Raw genomic sequence first — 21,568 nt, 5'->3', positions numbered from 1 at the left:
CCGCATGCCTAAATTGAAGATTGCAGCGCTTGTGGACGATCGGCCTGTCAAAATGACGGTCGAACTCGCGGCCCATGTTCACCGGGATTTGCACGTCTATGCCGATGTGCTGGCGAAGCAAACCGGACAGGCCGTCGAACCTGCCAAGCTCATTGGCCCGATGTTGGCGCGCTTCATGGCGACAGACCGGGCTTTTGCGAAATCAAAACGTCAAGCCCGCTCTTCCCCTCCTGAAGAATAACATTCTCTCAGAAGGGCTAGGAAGTGGGCGACAACAGATCTTTCATCGCCGGTTCTGACATGAGCTGACATTGTGATCCGACTGGGTCCCCTTGCGTCGTGCAGTTCGCGATACACCACCCCTGGGAATCCGGCGTGAGCTTCGGATGCCAATAACGGCGTGACGCCGCGGCCAATGCTGACGAGACTGGTCAGCTTGCTGCGGCTCACGTCGCAGGCTTCGATTAAGGCCCCGTTTCCATGAGCCGCCAGTTTGCAGACCAGAAGGTCTTCGACTTCTCTTGCGGGATCATCGCGGCTGACGAGAACGGTTCGACTGTGCAGATCGGCGCAGGAGACCGACTCGTTCTGAGCTAACTCATCATTCTTGGCGAGTGCGATGAGAATACCTTCACGCCATAGGGGAAAGGCCGCCGTGAGCAGCATGGAAGATAGACCGTCTGGCGCGATGGCGATATCGAGCGAGCCCGTCTGAAGCGCGATCAGGAGTTCCGGCATGACGCGTTCAAGGACGGCGACCTTGATTTCCGGATAACGGCTTTGAAACTCGGCGATCGCAGGTGTTATTCGTCCTGCGGAGACGAATGGGCAGAAGCCGATAGCCAGGTGATCCGCCCGCTTGGACAGGGTCAAGACTGTCGCCTTCGATAATGAATCGACCTGCTCGATGATAAGCTTTGCCGTCCTCAGGAATGTCGTACCAGAGGCTGTTGGATTCATCCCGTATCTCGATCGCTCGAACAAGCGGGTACCAACCAGGCATTCCAATCGTCCGATCGCCCGACTGATGGCCGAGTGTTCGACACCCAGCACCCTGGCTGCGCTCCGAATGCTGCCCGCTTCATTGACTGTCACAGCAACGCGCAGATGTTGTAAACTTATTGGATTGGATATTGGTCGCTGTGTCTGACAGGCAAGGTGGTCGATTGGAGGCATTTACAAATCAAGGTGCGGCGATTTAAGTCGGATGAGTTCTGCGGGCAGCGAGCCGGCAGTCAGGCGGCGTGCGACAGGACTGGAGTCCAGAGAACTGGGCCGGCGAGTCCACCGGCCGCACGTATCCTGTCCAAAGCATTGAGCGTGATTTCCAGGTGGCCGGCGACAGCAAGCGTGTTTCCAATTTCACAAGGCGATGCAATCCGGCGAAGCGGCCATCCTGCGCGCCTCAGAATTCGCTCCATCCGGACGTCGGTGACTGTGACGATGCTCGTGAGCTGTCGAGACAGACCAAACTCAATCATGCCCGCGAAGAGTTCGTAAGTTGCCCTCGCAAGCCCGTGTGCCGCCTTCGGAGCATCTGAAGGAAGATCAACTGCAAAGCGGCTGCTCTCCCACACATGAGGATCCGATGGGGCAGGGCACTTTCCCAGGAGCACAGAAAAGGTGTCGCGGATCATCGTCGGGCCGGTTGTCGGCAAAAGGCGAACCGACCCCTGCACCAGTCCCTCGACCGACGTTTGGACGAGATATACCGGACCTAGCGCGTCAAACTCGTCGGTCTCCATCTCGCCGGAACTGTGAACGCTCCAATCTAATCTTTGCTTGAAGACGCGATGCCGCAGCCTGTGCATGGCCGCTAGCGTTTGGGAGAACGCGCCGTGAAATGGTTCGGCAATCAGTTGAATCATGACCCCTCCTGTCCGGATTTCGACTATATGGGAGAGCCGGGTGCAAATGGCACCACGTACAACTAGAGGGGCGGCGCGGCCCTAATCTTGCCTAACTGCCTTAGCAGCGCCAAGTCGTGAAGTCGCTTCGGCCAATGTCCTCACGCCCAGCTTGTTCTTTGCATTATTCAAATAGGACTTCACGGTATTTGGCGATATCTGCAGGATCTGCCCAATCTCCCATGTGGTCTTGCCCTTTGCGACCCAGTCGAGGCACTCCATTTCGCGACGTGAGAGTTCAACGTTAGCGATCATCAGTTCATGAGAAAGCTTTTGCCGCACGCGCCGGTCGAAAGAAATGGCCATGAACTGGAGGACCTCCGAGCGGCGCTCTATGCTCAATTGAAATGCTCGGTCATTCTGGTCGGTGGCAAACGTCAAGGCGGCCATGGAGGCGCCGTTGTGGATTGGAACGGTGAATCCCAATCGGATCCCACACTGAGCAGCTTCGTCGAGCAAGCTTCGCTGCGCCCGAGAAATCAATCTATGAGGTTCCCTGTGGTCCCAGCTAAAGGGCTCCGTGGTCTCCAGCGCACGCTCGATAATGGGGTCGAGGCGCTCATAGTGACTGCGCACATAATGCGCAACCCAATTGGCGGGATACGTGGAAATCACGAGGGCGTTCTCACCCCGTCTCTTCGGCCAGGCCAGATAAGCCAAACATGGCAGCTCAAGTGCGCGTCCGGTGACCGCCAAGGCGTCGCTAAAGCCATCAGCGTGGTTCGCGTTGATCAGCAGATTGAGAAAATTTTGGAAGATACGGTGCGTGCTCATTCGCATACGATTCGGTAGAGAAGATGAGCGACGTTACGAGTCCCTTTGCTGCGTAAAGGCAAGTTGTTCGAAAGTCTCGCGACGTCACACTGTTAACCGACCAGCGATCGAGCTGCACCTATTCAGCTCACGTCCACTTTCGACACGGCGCAACCGACATCACTGTTCTGGGCGGTTCTGTAGGCGAGAACCGCCAAAGAGCGCAAGGACGACAAGCCCTGATAGTTTGGCGGTCATCTTCCACACACGCAACTACACTTAGAGGCCGCAGTCCTGCGCTCATCGCAGAATTTGGCAGGATAAATGCGCGTACGCCGGGATTCTTCGCGGATTTACTCCCAAAGTGGTCCTACGTTCTCTACGGCAGGCGAGGCGGGGCTGAGGAAAAGCTAAGAGATAATTTTTCGTAGGCAGACGGGGCCGTGCGCGTCAAGCGCCGCCCAGCGTTCTGCTCGCCGTCCAGTTGGAGACTTTTCTATGCGTCGTCGAAGCGGCCTTTCGAAAATGCCTACACTTTTGCGATCATTGCTCTCGATCGCCAACTAAGGGGACGACGGCAAGAGACGGGGTTCTGAAGTGCATGAATTGATCAGGCAGACCGCCTGCAGTGTTGTCGAAAAATTGCGGAATGGCGAAGTAAGCCCCCTGGAGCTGCTGGACGCGCTGGAGCAGCGGATCGGGCAAGTCGACGGCAAGCTTAACGCGCTGCCCATCCTTTGTTTTGATCGCGCGCGCACACATGCTCGTACGCTGATGGAGCGACCTACCGGCGCACGTGGGCTGCTGGCCGGTCTTCCCGTTCCCATCAAAGATCTGATTGACGTTGCCGGCACTCGCAACACACAGGGCTCCCCGATCTTCAGGAACAAAATAGCTGAGACGTCGGACATCTTGGTCGAGCGCATCGAGCAGAATGGTGGTGTTGTTTATGCAAGATCGAACACCCCCGAGTTCGGAGCGGGGGCCAACACGGTCAATGAACTCTTCGGAGCAACGCTCAATCCGTGGAATCCAGCTCGCTCTGCTGCTGGCTCGTCCGGAGGTGCCGCGGTTGCGATCGCCGCCGGCATGGCTTGGGTTGCGCATGGCTCTGACATGGGGGGCTCACTCCGAAATCCGGCGAGCTTTTGCGGTGTAGTGGGTCTTCGGCCGAGCTTGGGCCGAGTGGCCCGAACTCCCAAATCTAAAATCGACCGCAACCTCGGCATACACGGACCAATGGCGCGCAATGTCGAGGACGTTGCGCTCCTGTTGGACGCAATGAGTGGTGAGCATCCTGCCGATCCACTGTCCTTGCCGGCACCCGCAGAATCGTTCCTGACGACCACGCGCACGGCAAAGAGACCAAGACGGGTTGCCTATTCGGCCGATCTGGGCATTACACCCGTGGATCCTCAAATTGTGGAAATTACCCGCGGCGCTGCAGCGCGCTTCGTCGAACTTGGTGTAATCGTCGAAGAAGCTCACCCCGATCTTCGAGAAGCTCAAGAGTGCTTCCACGTTCTCCGCGCATTCGATTTCGCTATTAGCAAAGCTGCTCTACTTCGAAGCCATCGCGATCTGCTCAAGCCGGACGTCGTTTGGAACATCGAAGAAGGGCTGAAGCTTTCTATCGAGCAACTCGAACGCGCCGAGGAGCAGCGAGTTGCCATGGTGGTGCGCGTACTTAAGTTTTTCGAGAAGTACGATCTTCTCTTGACGCCGGCAACAATCGTAGAGCCTTTCCCCGTGGCCAACAGCCACGTCATGGAGTGCGACGGCAGACAATTTGAGAATTACGTGGATTGGGTTGCCATCGCTTTTGCAATCACCCTCGTCTGTTGCCCCGCGATGTCTCTGCCCTGCGGTTTCACGAGTTCCGGCCTTCCGGTAGGCTTGCAAATGGTCGCTCCCCCTCGAGCCGACGGGCAGTTATTGGCCGGTGCTAAACTGCTTGAAGATAGTTTGGGGCTACTCGGCAGTACGCCGATCGATCTGGGGCTCGCAACATGAATGGCACAATCGCGGTTCTCGGCTGCGGGCTTATAGGCCAAAGCTGGTCGGCGCTATTCACTGCCTATGGTTATGACGTCGTCGGCTGGGATCCAGCGCCAAAATCGCAGTCCCTGTTGCAAGAAGCGATTTCTCGATGTCAGAAGCAGGTTTTTCGTCCCTCGGAACTTGAATCAGGCCTTGGTTCCTTTCGCCTTGTCGAGACACCGGAACAGGCGGTTTCCGACGCCTTTTGGGTTCAGGAAAACGCACCCGAAGTGCTCGAGTTAAAAGGAGAGCTCTACGGCCGCGTTGAGGCGGCAGCCCATCCCGATACGGTACTCGCAAGCAGTACATCCTCTCTAACTTGGTCACAGCTTGCCACCAGCCTAAAACGAACCTCGCGATTCATTACTGCTCATCCCTTCAATCCTCCACACATCATGCCGCTAGTGGAGATTTATGGGGCCGATGCTGATCTTCGGACGACGGCTGTGTCGTTCTTTCGCGGGCTCGGCCGCGAGCCAGTTCTTTTAGCCCGCGACGTAGTAGGGCACATCGCCAACCGGCTTGCTTCAGCACTCTGGCGTGAAGCGGTCAACTTAGTCGCCGAGAATATTGCTGATGTCGCCGCTGTCGACGCGGCGCTCGTGCATGGACCTGGGCTGCGCTGGTCAGTGGTCGGTGCACATATGGCCTACCACCTTGGTGGGGGTCCTGGGGGAATTGAGCATTACCTGCGACATCTCGGGCCTAGCCAGGAACGCCGATGGGCCACGCTAGGTCAGCCACAGCTTACTCCCGATGTCTGTACCCGTCTGGTCGCTGGCGTCCATGCAGAGGCGGATGGCAGATCGATTTCCGAATTAGAAGGTGAACGTGATCGCGCACTCTTGAGACTCCTTGCCGCGCGGAGTTCAATTTAAGCATATGGACAAGCTCAGCGTGGGTTGACTTCAGCGACAATTGGAAGACAACCTGTACATCCGAGCCGGCGCTCGCAGGACTGACGCGCCGTTGACATTGGCCAAAGCTGTTGCCTGACGGCGCTATCAAGCGTGAATTGCACCAAACAATCATCATTGCCAAGCCGCCGACGGCGCGTGGCACGCTCCCTCAGTCTGAGCTGCTGCCGGTTTGATGGACACCGAGATTAGGTGTTTCATGAAGCCGGAGGTGGGCGATGAAGAGACGGAAGTTTAGTCGCAAGTTCAAGATCTAGGCGGTCAAGCTGGTCCGGAAACGCGGGGTGTCGGTGGCACAAGCCGGCCGCGACCTGGACGTTCATGAGAACGTTCTGCGCAAATGGGTCAAGGAGTTCGGCTGCTGATTCCGCTTGATGTCGCCCACCATTCCGGGATGATGTCGCCCGGGGTATCGCAAGAGCGAACCCGGGGTGACGAGGCCTCTTCTGGCTCCGATACGGTCCCGCCTTTCGTTGCGAAGGGGGACCTGGATGCCGACGGAGAGGCTTGCGATGCGCCATGTGCGCGATGTGATCAGATTGAAGTCGGCTGGGATGCCGACCCGCGAGATTGCGCGGCGGTTGGGGACGGTGCCTTCGACGGTGCGGTTGACGATCCGCCGGTTTGAAGCGGCGGGGCTGACCTGGCCATTGCCCGACGGCATCACCGACGCTGTGCTGGAAGCCCGGTTGTTCGCCAGCGCGGGAGCCGGTCTCGGCACCCGGCGTGGCCATCGCCGGCAGGCGGAGCCGGACTGGGCGGCGGTGCACCGCGAGCTCCGGCGCACGCACGTGACGCTGTCGATCCTGTGGGAGGAGTACATCGCGGGCGAACCCGGCGGGTATCGCTATTCGCGGTTCTGCGAGCTCTACCGGGCCTGGGAAGGCCGGCTGTCGGCGACGATGCGCCAGTCGCATGCAGCCGGCGACAAGCTGTTCGTCGATTATGCGGGCGACGGCGTGCCGGTGGTGATCGACCGGTTTACCGGCGAGCGGCGCACCGCGCAGATCTTCGTCGCGGTGCTCGGCGCATCGAGCTTCACCTGCGCGCAGGCGACCTGGACGCAGGGGCTCGCCGACTGGATCGATGGCCACGTCGGCGCCTTCGAGGCGATCGGCGGCGTGCCGGCACTGCTGGTGCCGGACAACACCAAGGTCGCCGTGATCAAGGCCTGCCTGTACGATCCGCAGATCAACCGCAGCTACGCCGACATGGCGGCGCAATACGGCACCGCCATTCTGCCGGCCAGGCCCACGGCGGCCACGGGACAAGGCCAAGGTCGAGCAGGCGGTCCTCATGGTCGAGCGCTGGCTGCTCGGACGGCTGCGCCATCGGACCTTCCACAGCCTCGCCGAGGTCAACGCGGCGATCGCCGAGTTAATGACCCGGCTCAACGAGGAGCGACCGATCCGGCGGCTCGGCGTGACCCGCCGCAAGCTGCTGGAGGAGATCGACCGGCCGGCACTCAGGGTCTTGCCGGAGAGCCCTTACGTGTTCGCCGAGTGGCGGATCTGCCGGGCCAGCATCGACTACCACGTCGAGGTCGAGGCGCATTACTACAGCGTCCCGCATCGCTTCGTCCGCGCCGAGGTCGAGGTGCGCTTCACCGCCCGCACCGTGGAGATATTCCACAAGGGCGAGCGGATCGCCGCGCATCAGCGCATGAGCGGCAACCACAAGCACACCACCGTGCCGGAACACATGGCGTCCAGTCATCGGCGCTACGCCGGCTGGACCATCGAGCGCATCCGCAAGGAGGCCGCCGCGATCGGGCCGGCCACCGCCGCGCTGTGCGACCTGATCCTCGATGAACGCACGCACCCCGAGCAGGGCTTTCGCACATCGGCGCGCACCTACGGCTCAGTCAAATCGATCCTCGCCAACAATCTCGATCGGCGGCCTTCACCCAAGCGGCCCGCGGACGACGCGCCGATCCTCCATCCCAACAACCGCGGGCCGCGCTACTACAACTAGGAGATCACGCCTTGCTCACGCATCCGCCCCTCGATCAACTCTACACGCTCGGCCTGCATGGCATGGCGAAGGCGCCTTCGCCGACATCGAAGCCGGCGGCGAGGCCGCAAGCCTCGGCCACGCCGAATGGCTCGCGCTCCTGCTCGAACGCGAAGCGTCGCTGCGACGCGACAAGCGGCTGTCGAAGCGGCTGCAATACGCCAAGCTGCGCCAGGAGGCCTGCGTCGAGGACATCGACTATCGCACCCCGCGCGGCCTCGACCGCAGCCTGCTGACGATGCTGGTCGAAGGGCAATGGATCGACGACCACGCCACCTTTTGATCTGCGGGCCCTCCGGCGTCGGTAAGAGCTGGCTCGCCTCAGCGCTCGGCAACAAGGCCTGCCGCGACAATCGCTCCGTGCTTTATCAGCGCGTCCCACGGCTGTTTAGCGATCTCGCTTTGGCGCGCGGCGACGGCCGCCACTCCCGCCTGCTGCGCGCGCTTGGCCGCGTCGATCTCCTCATCTTTGATGGTGTGGACGGCCTCACCTCAACGGCATCATAGTGCCAAGGCGTGGTCGCCAGAGCGCCACAAAGAAGGGGGACCGTCCGAGATGAAGTTTATTAGAATAGGCGTTGATCTCGCCAAGAACTATTTTCAGATTAATGCGCTGTCTAGTGAGGATGCACCAGCCGTAAAGCGCAAGCTGACGCGCCGGACGATGCGCGAGTTCTTCTCGAGGATCGAGCCGTGCCGCGTTGGCATGGAGGCTTGCGGCTCAGCCCACTATAGGGCGCGCGAACTGAAGGCCATGGGACACGATGTGTCTCTGATGCCGCCGGCCTACACAAAACCCTATGTCAAGCGAGGTAAGAACGATGCCGTCGATGCGGAAGCCATCTGTGAAGCGGTCTCGCGCCCTGCCATGCGTTTTGTGCCGATCAAGAGCGCTGATCAGCAAGCGACCCTGATGTGGCACAAGACGCGCGAGCTGCTGGTCAAACAGCGAACGATGAGCGTGAACGCTCTACGCGGCCATTTGGCCGAATTCGGTCTTGTCGTCGCCAAGGGCACCGGCCGCGTCGACGAGCCTTTAGGCCTCGCAGAAGGCGATGCGACTCTTCCCGACGCCGCTGTCCTGGCCGCGAGGGTTCTCGGTCAGCAAATTGATGCGCTCGGAGGCGCACTCGATGATTTGGAGAGGGAGATCGCCAAGGCTCACGCGCTCAGCGAGACGAGCCGTTCGCTCGGAGAAATTTCCGGCGTTGGCAAGCTTGTTGCCTCGGTAATTACAGCCAGTGTACCAGACCCAAGCGTATTCAATTCGGGACGGGATTTTGCTGCCTGGCTGGGTCTGACGCCCAGGCAAATTTCAAGCGGGGGTAAACCAACTCTCGGAACCATCACCAAGGCGGGTAATCGATATATAAGGAAGTTACTCGTTCTCGGAGCAACATCGCTTCTAAACGTTGTGGAAAAACGCCGCGGCGGCTTGCGCGACTGGATTGTCGGGCTTTTGGCTAAAAAAGCCGGCGCGGCTTGTGACCGTCGCCCTCGCCAACAAGCTTGCTCGGATCATCTGGGCAATGATGAAAACCGGAGAATGCTTCCGCACCGAGATGTTCGCCAAACTTTGAGTGTCGGACAGCCGCATCGAAGAGTTATAAGCTTGGTAAGTGCAAGAAAGGCATGATGAAAGACAACGGTCGCCACCGAAAACCAGGAAAACCCGACCAGTCGTGTGAGCCTCAAAGCTCGCATCCTTGATGTGACCCCTTGGTTGTCGGACTTCATCAGGGCCAGCGGAGATATGATCCGCGCTAAACGCCGGACATACGATCGCAGCCGTCCAAGTCGTTCGAAGTGCCAAATTGTGCTTGCCATCAGAGGCCGTCCACATACGACGACTGGGGCCTCGAGCCGCTTGACGCCGCGGCCCGCCACGACCTCCTGGAGATCCTCGAGGACCGCTACGGCCGCGGCTCCACCATCGTCACCAGCCAGCTCCCGATCGATCAATGGCACGCGCTGATCGGCGAGCCGATGACTTCATGATGCCTCCTCCTTCGAACGCTTGGTGTGTTGTACTCGATTGCGAAGCTGACTGATTTGTTCGTCTGAGAGCTCGATCTGCCATGGCTGGCCTTTGGTTAACTGACGACCTGCCAGCATTCCGCGCGCGAGATAGTCGAATACCGTCTGCGGGGTTACTCCAAGCTCAGCCGCTGCGCCCTGAATCGAGAAGCTGCCGTCGGGCCAGCGCATCGGATTCTTGTCTACGCCGTTGATTTTGACCGTGGGAATGCCCCAGCGGGTGCGCAACAGCCGGACGTTCTCGCCTTTGAAAGCGCAGCCTCGGGCCGCGACAAAGCCTTCCTGATTGAGGATTGCCGCGATCTCGGCATCCATTTTATGTTCAGCATTCAACTCGACGATCCGTCGCCGCAACCGATCAATGTCAATGTAGTTGCGGTAGGTATGAACGCGCCGTTGTACGTGATGCTCGCTGGTTGTGGCGGTCTGCCAGACGACGGGCCAAGCGAGAAGCGTCGAGGCTCACCACAAGGCCGGCGTTGCCAAGGCCGATCTCGGCAATGAGCTTCTGGAAACCATGACGATCCACAGCGCCAGCTCCGGACTTGCCCAGATCCTCGTCAATGACCTGGACGCGCTCCGGCGGCCAGCCCAGACCGATGGCCCGATCGACGAGGCGGTACTGCAGCTCGGTGCTCTCCTGGTGCTGGCGCACCTGGTTCACGGATGACTGCCGCACGTAGACGTAGGCCAACTTGGCTCGGTGTGCGGTCGTGAGCCGCTCGTCAGCGACGGTCGAGCTGATCAGCACGACCCAGTCTCCTTCCGGCCGTGCCGGGAACCGCTTGCATTCGCCGCAGCAGCGTGGCGAGGATTTGAGCGATCTGGGTTTGCGTCGCGGTCGACAGATTCGGCCACAGGCGCGGAATGTCGGCCGTCGGACGGCGGGGTGGATTTGCCAATATCGGCAGGGGTCGATACGCAACGCGACCTGGAAGCGGTCGGTGGGTCATCGCGAATCACCTTCTCGTCGAGAAGGCTCAGACTCGCGCTCAAATGTTGCATCAATGGGATCAGCGTACGGGCACTGATGCGCGGCAGATCGGCGGCGTTCGGGCGAGGCGTGATCGGCGTCTCGACAAGATCCGTCGACGCGATCCGAACTGCCCGCGGCCGGCCGTCCGGCAGCGCGACAACGACGTAGGCGGGACCGCCCCCGACCGCTCCTTCAGCACCTCAAGCCGGTGCCCAAAAAGAAAATGATGCGGGTCAGTGATCGTGACGTGAGACACGACCCGTTCCAAAATAGGGGCACTCTGTTGTGTTTGGTGATCCCACCTACGCCGACGCCGTCCTCGACCGCCTGGTCCATAACGCCCACCGGATCGATCTGAACGGCGAAAGCATGCGGCGAACCCGCAAACCTGACCGAAAGGCCTGAGCCTGTGGCGCTGTGGACATGCCGCTACGCTTGGACAACGCAAGAGCGTTGCCCACATGCCCACAGCAGGAACAACAGAAAAACCCGCCCGTCGAGCCGCGATTCAAGATTGACCACGCGGCTTCGCCGATGCCAGAAACCAGACAGCCAGAACGCCTCGCGCCCCGGGCGACATCAAATCGGAATGGTGGGCGAGATCATCTCGGAATACTGGAGGGTTCAAATAGGTCCCGCGTCGCAGATCTCGCCGCAAGTCCAGCGCGGGACCTATTTGAAGCTGGATTGAACGAAGCCGCGTCTTGTGAGCGAGGACCTATGGGGGCTCGATCTAGGCGCCGGTAGGCGCGATTGACCCGATGTCGGGCCCGCGAGCGAGTGTGGCCGCAGATTGCCGTTGATATTGGCAGCAGAGGATGCCGGCGTCGATAGCGTCGAACGGCGCGTCAAGCCCAAGCGGCTGACTATCGCCCGTTCGCCGCGCGTTGTGAGCGTGCTTGATCGTTCCGACGGAGAACGTCGGCATGGCGATGCCTGCAGTGGGAGCGAACAAGTCGAGGTAGTCGGTCATGATGTATCGCAGCGAGGTGCTGCGCGTCGCGGCGTTTGCGCACGCGGCACAGGCCCAATCTCGACCATGCGGCCTCCGCAGATGGGGCACAAGTCGAGGCGGTGACCAATGAGGATGGCGCAGCGCTCACGATAGTCGACAGCTTCGGCAGGCGGAGGCGGCTCTGGCGCCTTTAGCGCCGCTCGGATGCGCGCGAGTTTGGCGACGCGGCAGGCGTTCGCCAGGAAGCCAAAATGACGGATGCGGCGAAACCCCTTCGGCAATACGTGGAGCAGAAAGCGACGAAGGAACTCCTCAGTGTCGAGCGTCATCACTTTGGATCTGTTGCCAGCGCGATAATCCTTCCACCGGAAGCGGACGTGGCCCTGGTCACAGGTAAGGAGCCGGCCGTTGGCGATTGCAACGCGATGGGTGTAGCGCCCGAGATAGGCCAGAACCTGTTCTGGTCCGCCGAAGGGACGCTTGGCGTAGACGACCCACTCGACCTTGCGGAGGGCGGTTAGATGGCGGGCGAATGCCGCTGGCTCGACGAGGTGCGCGAGATGGCCGAAGAACTGGAGCTTGGTGCCATTGAACGCCGCCTGCAGGCGCTCCAGGAACAGCCGACGATACAATCGTGACAGGACGCGAACGGGAAGGAAGAAGCCGGGGCGACAATGAACCCAGCTTCCATCAGGGGCGATCCCGCCGCCTGGCACGAGGCAATGGGCATGCGGATGATGCGTCAGGGTCTGGCCCCAGGTATGGAGAATGGCGATCATCCCGGTCTCGGCACCGAGATGCTTCGGGTCGGCGCTGATGAGACGGATCGTCTCGGCTGCTGCCTTGAGCAGGATGTCGTAGACCGCCGTCTTGTTCTGCAGCGCGATGGCGGCCACCGGCGCCGGCACGGTGAAGACGACATGGAAATAGGGGACCGGCAGCAGGTCGGCCTGGCGCTCGGCGAGCCATTGGGCGCGCGCGAGCGCTTGGCACTTTGGACAGTGCCGATCGCGACAGCTGTTATAGGCGACGCGGACCAGGCCGCAGTCGTCGCACCGCTCGACGTGGCCGCCGAGCGTCGCTGTGCGACACGCCTCGATGGCCGCCATCACACGGCGCTGATCGGAGGACAGCCGAGGACCCTGCGCGGCACGGAAGGCGCCGCCGTGGCGGCGGAGGATGTCCGCCACCTCGAGCACGGGGCGCATATGCGCAGCTCAGTCGGGTGGGATCACCCTGACGGAGAGTCCATCGAATGGGCTGGTCGTGCGGGCGAGCAGGTTGGTCGCAACCTGAGCGTAGCGCGCGGTCGATCCCAGGTCGGCATGTCCGAGCAGAACTTGAATGATGCGAATGTCGATCCCGCTTTCCAGGAGATGGGTCGCAAACGAGTGCCGGAGCGTATGGACAGTAATCGGCTTGGCAAGCCGAGCGCGGCGGCGGGCGGCGCGGCAGGCCGCCTGGACGCAGCGGACGCTGACATGTTCACTTGGGTCTTGGCCTGGAAATAGCCACAGCCCCGGTCGGGCTCGCATCCAGTACGTACGCAGAATCTCCAGCAGTCGCGGAGAAAGCATCGCGTAACGATCCCTGCCGCCCTTACCGTTCTCGATGTGGATCAACATTCGCTTGCTGTCGATCGAGCTCACCTTCAGGCGGACGACTTCACTAACCCGTAAGCCAGCCGCATAAGCCGTCGCCAGCACGACGCGATTGCGCACCCCTGTAACCGCGTCCAGGAAGCGCTCGATCTCTTCGGCACTAAGCACGAGCGGGAGCTTGTCGGGCTTCTGGCCACCAATGATCCGCTCGAATGCCTCCGTCTGCCCGAGTGTGACGCCGTAGAAGAACCGCAGCGCGCAGGCCACCTGATTGATGTGGGACCACGAGCGCTTTTGGCCGATGAGATGTAGTTGGTAGGCGCGGACCTGCTCGAAACTCAACCGGTCCGGGGCATAGCCGAAATGGCGGCTAAACTTTGCGATCGCATAGATATAGGATTGTTGAGTCGACGGCGACAGATTGCGGACCGTCATGTCCTCGATCATGCGCTGCCGAAGAGGGCTCATCGTAGCCATCTGGGTCTCCTGTCTTGAGAGGGGTGGTGCGAAGACCAACATCCTCTCAGACAGGACACCTCAGTTCAGCAGGTTTGCCCCCTACTGCCGCGTAGCGGGTTCGTTCAATCCTGGGCGAGATCAAATCGGTACACCCCGGCGAGATCATTGGAATCAGCAAGTTCGGCTCCGACCCGGTGCAGGCCTTTCCCGGTCACGGGCAGATGAAGCCGGAGCAGCAGGAGATCGAGCGGCTGCGCCGTGAGGTCGCCAAGCTGAAGGCCGAGCGGGATATCCTAAATAACTGTCCAGCGTCGTGGCGCGCCTGCGCGGGATAGAAACAGCCTTGTGCTATCCTTTAGCTCGGAGGGTAGCGGCCGTCAGCTTATTGGAGGCACTGTCCCCGTTAAAAAACGTGGTCCATGGGCGCATGCGGACTTGAGAGTGGTGACGCCGTTTCGACGGCGATCCCGATTAGGAAGATGACAAATTGGCATAGCCCTGACCCTCCAGCCCATCATCGGACGGAGGAGTTGCGATGCCTAACAGGACAACCGACCGCGGCCCGGACCTAAAGCTGGTCAACCTCAGCCCGGCCGCTATCGATATCGGATCAAAGATGCACATGGCCGCGGTAAACCCGGCCTGCACCGACAAGCCAGTGCGTGCATTCGGCACATTCACGCAAGACCTGCATGAACTGGCGGACTGGTTCAAGATGTGCGGCGTGACCAGTGTCGCGATGGAATCCACTGGGGTCTATTGGATCCCAGTCTACGAGATCCTAGAACAGCGCGGGTTTGAGGTCATTCTGGTCAACGCGCGGTACGCCAAGAATGTACCTGGCCGTAAAACCGATCTCAGCGATGCCGCTTGGTTACGCCAGCTCCACTCCTATGGCCTGTTACGGGGCAGCTTCCGACCGATGCCGAGATCGCAACGTTGCGAGCCTATCTACGCCAGCGCGAGCGGCTCGTGGAATATGCTGCCGCCCATATCCAACATATGCAAAAGGCTCTGATGGAGATGAACCTGCAGCTCCATCATGTTGTGTCGGATATCACCGGCGCGACCGGCATGCGGATTATCCGAGCCATTGTTGCAGGCGAACGCAATCCCGACGTCCCGGCAACCTATCGGGACGTGCGCTGCCACTCATCGATCGAGACGATCCGCGCAGCGCTCGTAGGCAATGACCGCCACGAACATGTTTTCGCGTTAGCTCAATCACTGGAGCTCTACGACGTTTATCAGGCAAAGATGCTCGACTGTGATCGCAAGCTCGAAGTCCTGATCAGTGCATTGAACACCAAAGGAGCAAGACCGGTCGGAAACCTAGCCAAGCCGCGCGTAAAGACCAAGCAGGTCAACACCCCCACCTTCGATGTCAGGACCGCACTGTACAGAGTGCGGGGCGTCGATTTGACTGAGATCCACGGGTTGGGTCCGTCGCTCGCATTGAAGCTCATTGGCGAGTGCGGTATCGATCTAACGGCATGGCCGAGCGCCAAACACTTCACTTCCTGGCTCTGCCTCGCACCCGGCAACAAGATCTCCGGCGGCAAGGTGCTGTCTTCGCGCACACGGAGATCTTCAAGTCGCGCAGCTGCGTTGTTGCGTTTGGCAGCCACAACCGTGGGGCGGAGCGAGACAGCGCTGGGAGCATTCTATCGCCGGTTGTCAGCACGTGCGGGTAAATCGAAGGCGGTGACGGCGACGGCTCGCAAGATTGCGGTTTTATTCTACAACACACTCCGGCACGGCATGAGCTACAAGGATCCTGGCGCCGACCAATATGAGCAGCAATATCGTAGCCGCGTCCTCGCCAACCTACAGCGCCGGGCGAAATCGCTAGGCTTCGTGTTGCAGGCCATCCCGGGCGACGCCAATCCGGCTGTTTCTTAGGAAGGCCGCAGCCTACTTCGCGAAGGAAGCGACATGAAGTTCCCCTTCGTTGCGAAGCACCGGACGATCTGGCCGGTGGCATGGCTATGCGATGCGCTGGGGGTGTCGCGGTCGGGCTTCCATGCTTGGCTGAATCGTTCGCCCAGCGCCAGATCCCGCAGCGACGAGGAGCTCGGCGGCAAGGTCAAGGCCAGCTTCGCCGCCAGCGACCGCACCTATGGCGCACGCCGAGTGTGGCGCGACCTGCTCGCCGAAGGGGCGGATTGTGGCCTGCACCGGATTGAGCGGCTGATGCGGCTGCAAGGCTTGCGGGCGCGGCCGCGACGTCGGCGCTTGCCGAAGGACAGCGGCGATCGACAGCTCGAGACCGTACCGGCGAACCTCCTTGACCGGCAGTTCGCCGCCGAGCGTCCCAACCAGAAATGGATCGCCGACTTCATCTATCTCTGGACGGCCGAAGGCTGGCTCTATGTCGCAGCGGTGATCGACCTGTTCTCGCGCCGCGTGGTGGGCTGGTCGATGAGTGCCGCCATGACCGCACAGCTCGTGACGGACGCATTGTTGATGGTCGTCTGGCGACGCGGCAAGCCGGATGCGCTGTTGCATCACTCCGACCGGGGCAGCCAAGGCGGATTCAAGCGGTCGTCGCAATACCAATTGTGTTCACTCACGATAGCAACTCGTCAAGGGCCTCTGCCGGCGTTTTCCAACCCAGGGTTTTTCTCGGTCGAGCATTGAGGGCCGCGGCCACAGCGGCGATCTCGTCGGCGCCGTGGACGATAAGGTCGGTGCCTTTCGGGAAGTACTGACGCAGCAGCCCATTTGTGTTCTCGTTGGTGCCACGCTGCCATGGGCTGTGCGGATCGCAGAAGTAGATTTGGACACCCGCGTCGATCTTAAGACGATCGTGCTGAGCCATTTCAGCTCCCTGATCCCAGGTCAGCGAACGACGCAGCTCTTCGGGCAAGCTGATGATGGTGCGCGTAATCGCGTCGCGCACCGCTTCAGCTCCGTGCCCTGCGAGAGTAGGCCCATTCTTCATGCGCGGAGCTTCGCCATGCCCCGCAAGCCGGGGAAGATGCAGCAACATCGTGAAGCGCGTCGTACGCTCAACCAGCGTGCCGATCGCCGAGCTGCCAAGACCAAGGATGAGGTCTCCCTCCCAGTGACCCGGCACCGCGCGATCGGCCGCTTCGGCGGGGCGTTGACTGATCATGATCTCCGGCGAGACAGAGCTCCTGTCTCGCCTGCGTACGCGCGCCCTGGGTACCCGCAACACGCGCCCCGTTCGCAAGCAGGCCGACAGTTCGCGGCGTAGCGCTCCCCGCCCCTGAACGAAGAGGGCTTGATAGATGGCTTCGTGGCTGATGCGCATCGTCTTGTCGTCCGGGAAGTCGATCGGCAAGCGTCGGGCAATCTGCTCTGGGCTCCAAGCCCTGGCCCATCGCCGATCCTTGCGCGGGCGGGCGGCCCTTCCACGGAACGGCGGGACCAGGAACGGCAGCGCCACTCAGGGTCGTGACGACGCCAGCCAGCGCTGCTCCCCATAAGTGCGCAAGGTTGTGTTGAGCGCAAGCTTGCTCGGTTTGGGTCGACGGGCCGATCGCTCGGCGTGCCATTGGGCTGTCGACGCACGATACTCCAGGCCGCCGCTGCTCGTCGCGGCATTGCGTCGTAGCTCACGGGAGATAGTCGAGACGGATCGGCTAAGTCGGCGCCCGATCTCGCGGCTCGAAAGGCCCTGAACGCGAAGAAGTGCAATCTCCTCACGTTCCGCAAACGAGAGGTACCGCCCGGACGGCGGCTTGGTCGAAGTACTGAACATCGCTGGTGCCATGCCGCCCGCGTCGGAACAATCTGGTTCCGACAGGCTGCGACATACCAGCCGCCAATGCAGCATCCTCGCTGGTCATCCCCTGCGCGATCCCCAACCAAAATCGCTGGAGTGCAGATCGCCCCGCTACCGGCGGTCGTCCCCGTGACGGCAACGGCGCCCGTCCAGAACGGTGTGATCGTCGCTTTCGAATCCCATCGCAACCTCCTTCGTTCAGGTGTTGCGACGACCGCTTGAATCCGCCCAGTACACAAGCGAGCAGTTCCAGCGCCTGATGGCCGACAACGGCATCGTTTGCAGCATGAGCCGCTCCGGCAACGTCTGGGACAACGCGGCGATGGAAAGCTTCTTCTCCTCGCGCAAGACCGAGCGTACGGCCAACAAGATTTATCGAACCAGAGACGAGGCACGCGCCGATGTGTTCGACTACATCGAACGATTTTACAACACGACGCGCAGGCACTCGACCATCGGCTATCTCAGCCCGGTTGAGTTCGGGCGTAAGGTGGGATTAGCTTGACCGGGTGTCCATCAAACCGGCAGCAGCTCAGTCACGTGTTTCTGTTTAGAATGCACGAGCCGCTCAACAGACACGCCAGATTGTTCATCCATGCGACGCCTTCGGAGCCACTTGATCTAGGACTGACAAAGCCTATAGCGCGCCAATCAGGATGAGAGCGCGTATTGCCTCATGTACTGATGCTCCCGGGTGCGATCGGTTGCCTCATTTATTTTGCTCCTGGCTTGAGTTGAGGAGGAGACCGGGTGCGGAGATGGCCGGGGTTTCGGAGCGCCCGGCCTCCTCCGCTGGTACCTCGCACGTCATTGGAGTGTTGTGACCTCGTACCCTGGCGGCATTTTCTCGCTAGGAGCGAACAGCAGCGCGTTCGCTTGCTCGCTGCGCCAGGATTTCAGCCGACGTTGAAGCGTTCGAAGAAGCTTGTTCGGATAGGCTCCAGGATATTCCTCCTGCAAGCGCGAGAGCAGTTCGCTGCCAGTCCGCCAAGGCTCGGTTTCAAACCATTTTCGCAACTCTGGCGTTGCTCGGATGTGCGGGTCGGGACGACGTCGGCCTCTCTCCGCCTTCACGAGTGGCCGATCCGTCGGTCGCATAGCTCCGTCCTTCCAGGCCGTGCGCAGGCTTGCCAGGAAGCGATCGATCGATTGCGATGCCGCAGCAGGATGGCCGATTGGTTGGGTGTCCCCGAGGACCGCGAGGCGCTCCTGCACGTCGCGGATGTCGCGCAACAACGCGACTGGATCGAGGGCGGCATAGATTTCTTGGAGATGATGGCGGACAGCGTCAGGCGTGCGGGCGTCCGCTGCCAGGCGCTGGTGTGGTGTAGCCGGCGCGCTGTATGTCTTGCGTACACGGGCACCGTCGCGCTGCTTGGCTATCAATTTGAACGAGGGTTGGAAGAAGTTCACGAACAGCCGCGCCGATCGATAGAGTTCAGCCAGCAGCTTGGCCGCTTCCAGGCGCCCTCGAACCGACGATAGCCGACTATCCTGCGCACGACGGCGCCGTTCTTCTGCTCGACGAACGCCTGGTCATTTTTTCGGTAGGGCCGGCAACGCGTGAAGACGATGTTGGCCGCCTCGCAGTAGGCTTTCAGCGTCTCGTTCATGAACACGGTATCATTGTCAGTATCGAAGCCGAGCAGCGCAAAAGGCAATTGTTTGCGCAATTCCGTCAGCACCGTGCTCAACAGCGTTTGTTCGCGCACGATCAGAGGAGCGCACTCCGTCCAGCCGGTAGCAATGCCGGTGAGCACGAGGGTCTGGATGAAGCTGCCGCGCGCAGATGGACCGCTATGCGCGACAAGGTCGGCCTCGACGAATCCGGGCGCCGGATCATTCCAATCTGCCGACGTCCTTATTGGAGCCCTGCGACGCAGGGAATGCGTCGCGTGCCGCTGTCGGGCGACATGGAAAATTGACCCCCTGACGACACGAGGAATTGCCCCCCTCGCGACACGGTCAGAACGGGGGTTTTTATGCAGCGACTCAGTTCAGGTCCTCTGCGGTTCAAAGATCCGCGGAGGGAGGCCATGCTGGAGCCGGACGAGGTTTCGGCGATACTCCGGCTCAACGAGCTGGGGTGGGGTAGCAAACGGATTGCCCGGGAGCTCGGGATTAGTCGCAACACGGTGAAGGACTACGTGGCGGCCGGCGGCTGGACACCCTATCGGCAGCCGCAGCGCAAAAAGGCGCTCGATGGCCAGGAGACCTGGCTCAAGGAGCGCCTGCGGCAGCACCACGGCAATGCCGATGTGATTCGCCAGGAGCTGGCAGCCGAGAAAGGCATCATCGTCAGCCTGCGCACGGTCGAGCGGGCGGTACAGCGCTATCGCCAGGAGCTTGCGGCCGAGGCGCGCGCGACGGTGCGGTTCGAGACACCGCCCGGCAAACAGCTGCAGATCGATTTTGGCGAGCGGCTGGTCGAGATCGGTGGCAGCAAGGTTCGCGCCTACCTGTTCGTCGCCACGTTGGGCTACTCGCGCCGGCACCATGTCAGAGCATTCCGCAACGAACGGCAAGAGAGCTGGTTCGATGGCCTGGAAAGCTCCTTCGTGAAGTTCGGTGGCGTGCCCGAGGAGGTACTGTTCGATAATGCGCGTGCGTTGGTCGTGGAGCACGATGCCGCGATGCGCACCGTCGTGTTCAATGACAAGCTGACCGCGTTTGCCAAGCACTGGGGGTTCCGGCCACGGGCCTGCGCGCCATATCGAGCCCGCACCAAGGGTAAGACCGAGAATGGCGTCGGCTACGTCAAACGGAACGCGGTCGCCGGCCGCACCTTCCCGAGCTGGGAAGCCTTTGAGGCGCATCTTGAAGCTTGGACGCGGGAGATCGCCGACCTACGCCAGCATGGCACGACTGGCGAAGCACCAATTGAGCGCTTCAGGCGCGCTGAGGCGCACGCGCTGAAGCCCATCGCTGGGAGGCCGCCCTTCCAGGCCGCACGTGAACTGATCCGGCGCGTGCAGGCCGACTGCGCGGTCGAGATCGATGGCAACGCCTACTCTGTGCCATGGCGGCTGATCGGCGAGACGGTGAGAGCGACGATCGCCGATGGCGTGGTGCGCATCCACCACGGGATCCATGAGGTGGCCGCTCATCCGATCTGTGTCGGTCGGCGCCGTCGCGTCGTTGACCCTAAACACTTTGAGGGCCTGACTGGCTTTAAACCGAGCCGTGCTGGCGAGCTCGCGTTATCGCCTGTCGCGCCGCCGTCGCCGACGCTGCTGCGGCCACTCGGCGAGTACGAAGCGATTGTGGGAGGGGGCTTCTGATGCGAGCCATTGTCCCCGACCGCCTGAGCGATATGCTGACGCGCCTGAAGCTGACGGCTGTCCGCGACCAACTGGATGGGTTGTTGGATGAGGCCGGTCGACAAGAGCTGAGCCTACGCGAGACTCTGGTGCTGCTGTGCGAGCGCGAGATCGCCCGCAAGGATGAGCGGCGCATCGAGATGACGCTCAAACTTGCTCGCTTCCCGTTCGTTCGCGATCTGTCGGGCTTCGACTTCTCGGCCCAGCCCTCGCTGGATCCGAAGCAGATACGCGAGCTTGCGAGCGCCCGCTGGATCGCCAATGGCGAGAACGTGCTGCTCCTTGGGCCACCTGGCGTTGGCAAGACGCACCTTGCGGTCGCGCTTGGGCGCGAAGCGATCCTGGCTGGGCATTCCGTTCAGTTCGTCGCAGCCACGACTGTCGTTGCGCAGCTTGCCAAAGGTCACAGCGAAGGCCGGCTCGAGGAGCGACTCGCGCAATTTGCCAAGCCAAAGCTCCTGATCATCGACGAGCTCGGGTATCTGCCCTTTGAACCCGATGCCGCGCATCTGTTCTTCCAGCTCGTTAGCCGTCGTTACGAGAGAGGCGCGATCCTGCTGACCAGCAACCGCAGCGTCGGCGAGTGGGGCTCGGTCTTCAGCGACCCCGTGGTCGCCACCGCGATCCTTGATCGTCTGCTGCACCACAGTCACGTAATCACGATCCGCGGCGACAGCTATCGCTTGAAGGAGAAGCGCCGCAGCGGACTTCTGCAGAAGCCCGCTGTACCAGAAGCCAAATCGGAGAAGAAGTCGTGACGCAAGCCGCTCGCTCGCTACAGCGCTATGAAGGGCGCGCTTCGCGAGCGGCTTGCTTCAGTCCTGCAAACAACAAGGGGG

At 61.2% G+C, this 21,568-nt stretch carries 13 protein-coding genes and 12 pseudogenes; 14 read left to right on the top strand and 11 right to left on the bottom strand.

Going from position 1 to position 21,568, the window contains the following annotated elements; all coding sequences use genetic code 11:
• Positions 1–4: 4 nt before the first annotated feature.
• Positions 5–241: a DUF2274 domain-containing protein gene (locus XH90_RS36275; RefSeq protein ID WP_128929824.1), complete on the top strand. Its 237-nt coding sequence runs from the start codon at positions 5–7 to the stop codon at positions 239–241.
• On the opposite strand, the gene XH90_RS36270 is transcribed toward XH90_RS36275, so the two are convergent.
• The 4 genes and pseudogenes from XH90_RS36270 to XH90_RS36260 all read right to left on the bottom strand — a co-directional run bounded on the left by XH90_RS36270 (position 211) and on the right by XH90_RS36260 (position 2,681).
• Positions 211–960, bottom strand: a complete 750-nt coding sequence (locus XH90_RS36270; RefSeq protein ID WP_232995622.1) for a LysR family substrate-binding domain-containing protein — start codon at positions 958–960, stop codon at positions 211–213. The genes XH90_RS36275 and XH90_RS36270 overlap by 31 nt on opposite strands.
• Before the next feature lie 39 nt (positions 961–999).
• Positions 1,000–1,176, bottom strand: a pseudogene (locus XH90_RS39995) (LysR family transcriptional regulator); the annotation flags it as partial.
• A 59-nt stretch (positions 1,177–1,235) separates the two neighbouring features.
• Complete coding sequence (locus XH90_RS36265; RefSeq protein WP_128929826.1) at positions 1,236–1,868, bottom strand: acyl-homoserine-lactone synthase; 633 nt, start codon at positions 1,866–1,868, stop codon at positions 1,236–1,238.
• 81 nt (positions 1,869–1,949) lie between these two features.
• Entirely contained in the window at positions 1,950–2,681 is a 732-nt protein-coding gene (locus XH90_RS36260) for a LuxR family transcriptional regulator (protein ID WP_128929827.1), read from the bottom strand.
• A 576-nt stretch (positions 2,682–3,257) separates the two neighbouring features.
• Here XH90_RS36260 and XH90_RS36255 point away from each other — a divergent pair.
• The 7 genes and pseudogenes from XH90_RS36255 to XH90_RS36225 form a co-directional block, all read left to right on the top strand.
• A complete protein-coding gene (locus XH90_RS36255; protein WP_128955110.1) occupies positions 3,258–4,673 on the top strand; it encodes an amidase in 1,416 nt (471 codons plus the stop codon).
• On the top strand, positions 4,670–5,578 hold the full coding sequence (locus XH90_RS36250) for a 3-hydroxyacyl-CoA dehydrogenase NAD-binding domain-containing protein (RefSeq protein WP_128929829.1): 909 nt from the start codon (positions 4,670–4,672) through the stop codon (positions 5,576–5,578). The genes XH90_RS36255 and XH90_RS36250 overlap by 4 nt, the downstream gene beginning before the upstream one ends.
• A 257-nt stretch (positions 5,579–5,835) precedes the next feature.
• A pseudogene (locus XH90_RS36245) lies at positions 5,836–5,970 on the top strand (transposase); the annotation flags it as partial.
• Positions 5,971–6,129: 159 nt separating this feature from the next.
• Positions 6,130–7,591, top strand: a pseudogene (istA, locus tag XH90_RS36240) (IS21 family transposase).
• A gap of 11 nt (positions 7,592–7,602) precedes the next feature.
• A pseudogene (locus XH90_RS36235) lies at positions 7,603–8,131 on the top strand (ATP-binding protein); the annotation flags it as partial.
• A 55-nt stretch (positions 8,132–8,186) separates the two neighbouring features.
• Positions 8,187–9,210 (top strand): annotated as a pseudogene (locus tag XH90_RS36230) (IS110 family transposase).
• Positions 9,211–9,475: 265 nt separating this feature from the next.
• Positions 9,476–9,616, top strand: a pseudogene (locus XH90_RS36225) (ATP-binding protein); the annotation flags it as partial.
• 6 nt (positions 9,617–9,622) lie between these two features.
• On the opposite strand, the gene XH90_RS36220 reads toward XH90_RS36225, so the two are convergent.
• Together XH90_RS36220 and XH90_RS36215 are read right to left on the bottom strand one after the other, a co-directional pair.
• Positions 9,623–9,982: a hypothetical protein gene (locus tag XH90_RS36220; protein ID WP_128929830.1), complete on the bottom strand. Its 360-nt coding sequence runs from the start codon at positions 9,980–9,982 to the stop codon at positions 9,623–9,625.
• Between the two features lie 49 nt (positions 9,983–10,031).
• Complete coding sequence (locus XH90_RS36215) at positions 10,032–10,418, bottom strand: recombinase family protein (RefSeq protein WP_128929831.1); 387 nt, start codon at positions 10,416–10,418, stop codon at positions 10,032–10,034.
• A 510-nt stretch (positions 10,419–10,928) separates the two neighbouring features.
• Between XH90_RS36215 and XH90_RS36210 the strand changes: the two are divergent.
• Positions 10,929–11,048: pseudogene (locus XH90_RS36210) on the top strand (ATP-binding protein); the annotation flags it as partial.
• 328 nt (positions 11,049–11,376) lie between these two features.
• Here XH90_RS36210 and XH90_RS36205 read toward each other — a convergent pair.
• The 3 genes from XH90_RS36205 to XH90_RS36195 are packed head-to-tail and all read right to left on the bottom strand — an operon-like array spanning position 11,377 to position 13,676.
• Entirely contained in the window at positions 11,377–11,616 is a 240-nt protein-coding gene (locus tag XH90_RS36205) for a hypothetical protein (RefSeq protein ID WP_128929832.1), read from the bottom strand.
• Positions 11,613–12,806 carry an IS91 family transposase gene (locus XH90_RS36200; protein ID WP_128929833.1) on the bottom strand — a complete coding sequence of 398 codons (1,194 nt, stop codon included), beginning with the start codon at positions 12,804–12,806 and terminating at the stop codon, positions 11,613–11,615. The genes XH90_RS36205 and XH90_RS36200 overlap by 4 nt, the downstream gene beginning before the upstream one ends.
• A 9-nt stretch (positions 12,807–12,815) precedes the next feature.
• Positions 12,816–13,676 carry a site-specific integrase gene (locus XH90_RS36195; protein ID WP_164935788.1) on the bottom strand — a complete coding sequence of 287 codons (861 nt, stop codon included), beginning with the start codon at positions 13,674–13,676 and terminating at the stop codon, positions 12,816–12,818.
• Positions 13,677–14,193: 517 nt separating this feature from the next.
• On the opposite strand from XH90_RS36195, the pseudogene XH90_RS36190 reads away from it, so the two are divergent.
• Together XH90_RS36190 and XH90_RS36185 are read left to right on the top strand one after the other, a co-directional pair.
• Positions 14,194–15,560 (top strand): annotated as a pseudogene (locus XH90_RS36190) (IS110 family transposase).
• Positions 15,561–16,187 (top strand): annotated as a pseudogene (locus XH90_RS36185) (IS3 family transposase); the annotation flags it as partial.
• Between the two features lie 40 nt (positions 16,188–16,227).
• Here XH90_RS36185 and XH90_RS36180 read toward each other — a convergent pair.
• Positions 16,228–17,587, bottom strand: a pseudogene (locus XH90_RS36180) (IS30 family transposase).
• Between the two features lie 42 nt (positions 17,588–17,629).
• Here XH90_RS36180 and XH90_RS36175 point away from each other — a divergent pair.
• Positions 17,630–17,914, top strand: a pseudogene (locus tag XH90_RS36175) (IS3 family transposase); the annotation flags it as partial.
• Positions 17,915–18,216: 302 nt separating this feature from the next.
• Here XH90_RS36175 and XH90_RS36170 read toward each other — a convergent pair.
• Positions 18,217–19,316: pseudogene (locus XH90_RS36170) on the bottom strand (ISNCY family transposase); the annotation flags it as partial.
• A gap of 75 nt (positions 19,317–19,391) precedes the next feature.
• On the opposite strand from XH90_RS36170, the gene istA (XH90_RS36165) reads away from it, so the two are divergent.
• Both istA (XH90_RS36165) and istB read left to right on the top strand, forming a co-directional pair.
• Complete coding sequence (gene istA, locus XH90_RS36165; RefSeq protein WP_164934316.1) at positions 19,392–20,690, top strand: IS21 family transposase; 1,299 nt, start codon at positions 19,392–19,394, stop codon at positions 20,688–20,690.
• Positions 20,690–21,487: an IS21-like element helper ATPase IstB gene (gene istB, locus XH90_RS36160; RefSeq protein ID WP_128929835.1), complete on the top strand. Its 798-nt coding sequence runs from the start codon at positions 20,690–20,692 to the stop codon at positions 21,485–21,487. The genes istA (XH90_RS36165) and istB overlap by 1 nt, the downstream gene beginning before the upstream one ends.
• Positions 21,488–21,568: the final 81 nt, after the last annotated feature.

It is taken from the genome of Bradyrhizobium sp. CCBAU 53338 (assembly GCF_015291665.1).
GTDB lineage: Bacteria > Pseudomonadota > Alphaproteobacteria > Rhizobiales > Xanthobacteraceae > Bradyrhizobium.
The sequence above is the reverse complement of the archived record's forward strand: the minus strand, read 5'-3'. Positions and strand labels throughout refer to the sequence as shown.

What these genes read in the sequence shown, in the direction of transcription:
- XH90_RS36275 (WP_128929824.1), top strand. Translation starts at nt 5, where the DNA reads ATGCCTAAATTGAAGATTGCAGCGCTTGTGGACGATCGGCCTGTCAAA.
- XH90_RS36265 (WP_128929826.1), bottom strand. Translation starts at nt 1,868, where the DNA reads ATGATTCAACTGATTGCCGAACCATTTCACGGCGCGTTCTCCCAAACG.
- XH90_RS36205 (WP_128929832.1), bottom strand. Translation starts at nt 11,616, where the DNA reads ATGACCGACTACCTCGACTTGTTCGCTCCCACTGCAGGCATCGCCATG.
- XH90_RS36200 (WP_128929833.1), bottom strand. Translation starts at nt 12,806, where the DNA reads ATGCGCCCCGTGCTCGAGGTGGCGGACATCCTCCGCCGCCACGGCGGC.
- XH90_RS36220 (WP_128929830.1), bottom strand. Translation starts at nt 9,982, where the DNA reads ATGGATGCCGAGATCGCGGCAATCCTCAATCAGGAAGGCTTTGTCGCG.
- istA (WP_164934316.1), top strand. Translation starts at nt 19,392, where the DNA reads ATGCAGCGACTCAGTTCAGGTCCTCTGCGGTTCAAAGATCCGCGGAGG.
- XH90_RS36270 (WP_232995622.1), bottom strand. Translation starts at nt 960, where the DNA reads ATGAATCCAACAGCCTCTGGTACGACATTCCTGAGGACGGCAAAGCTT.
- XH90_RS36195 (WP_164935788.1), bottom strand. Translation starts at nt 13,676, where the DNA reads ATGGCTACGATGAGCCCTCTTCGGCAGCGCATGATCGAGGACATGACG.
- istB (WP_128929835.1), top strand. Translation starts at nt 20,690, where the DNA reads ATGCGAGCCATTGTCCCCGACCGCCTGAGCGATATGCTGACGCGCCTG.
- XH90_RS36260 (WP_128929827.1), bottom strand. Translation starts at nt 2,681, where the DNA reads ATGAGCACGCACCGTATCTTCCAAAATTTTCTCAATCTGCTGATCAAC.
- XH90_RS36250 (WP_128929829.1), top strand. Translation starts at nt 4,670, where the DNA reads ATGAATGGCACAATCGCGGTTCTCGGCTGCGGGCTTATAGGCCAAAGC.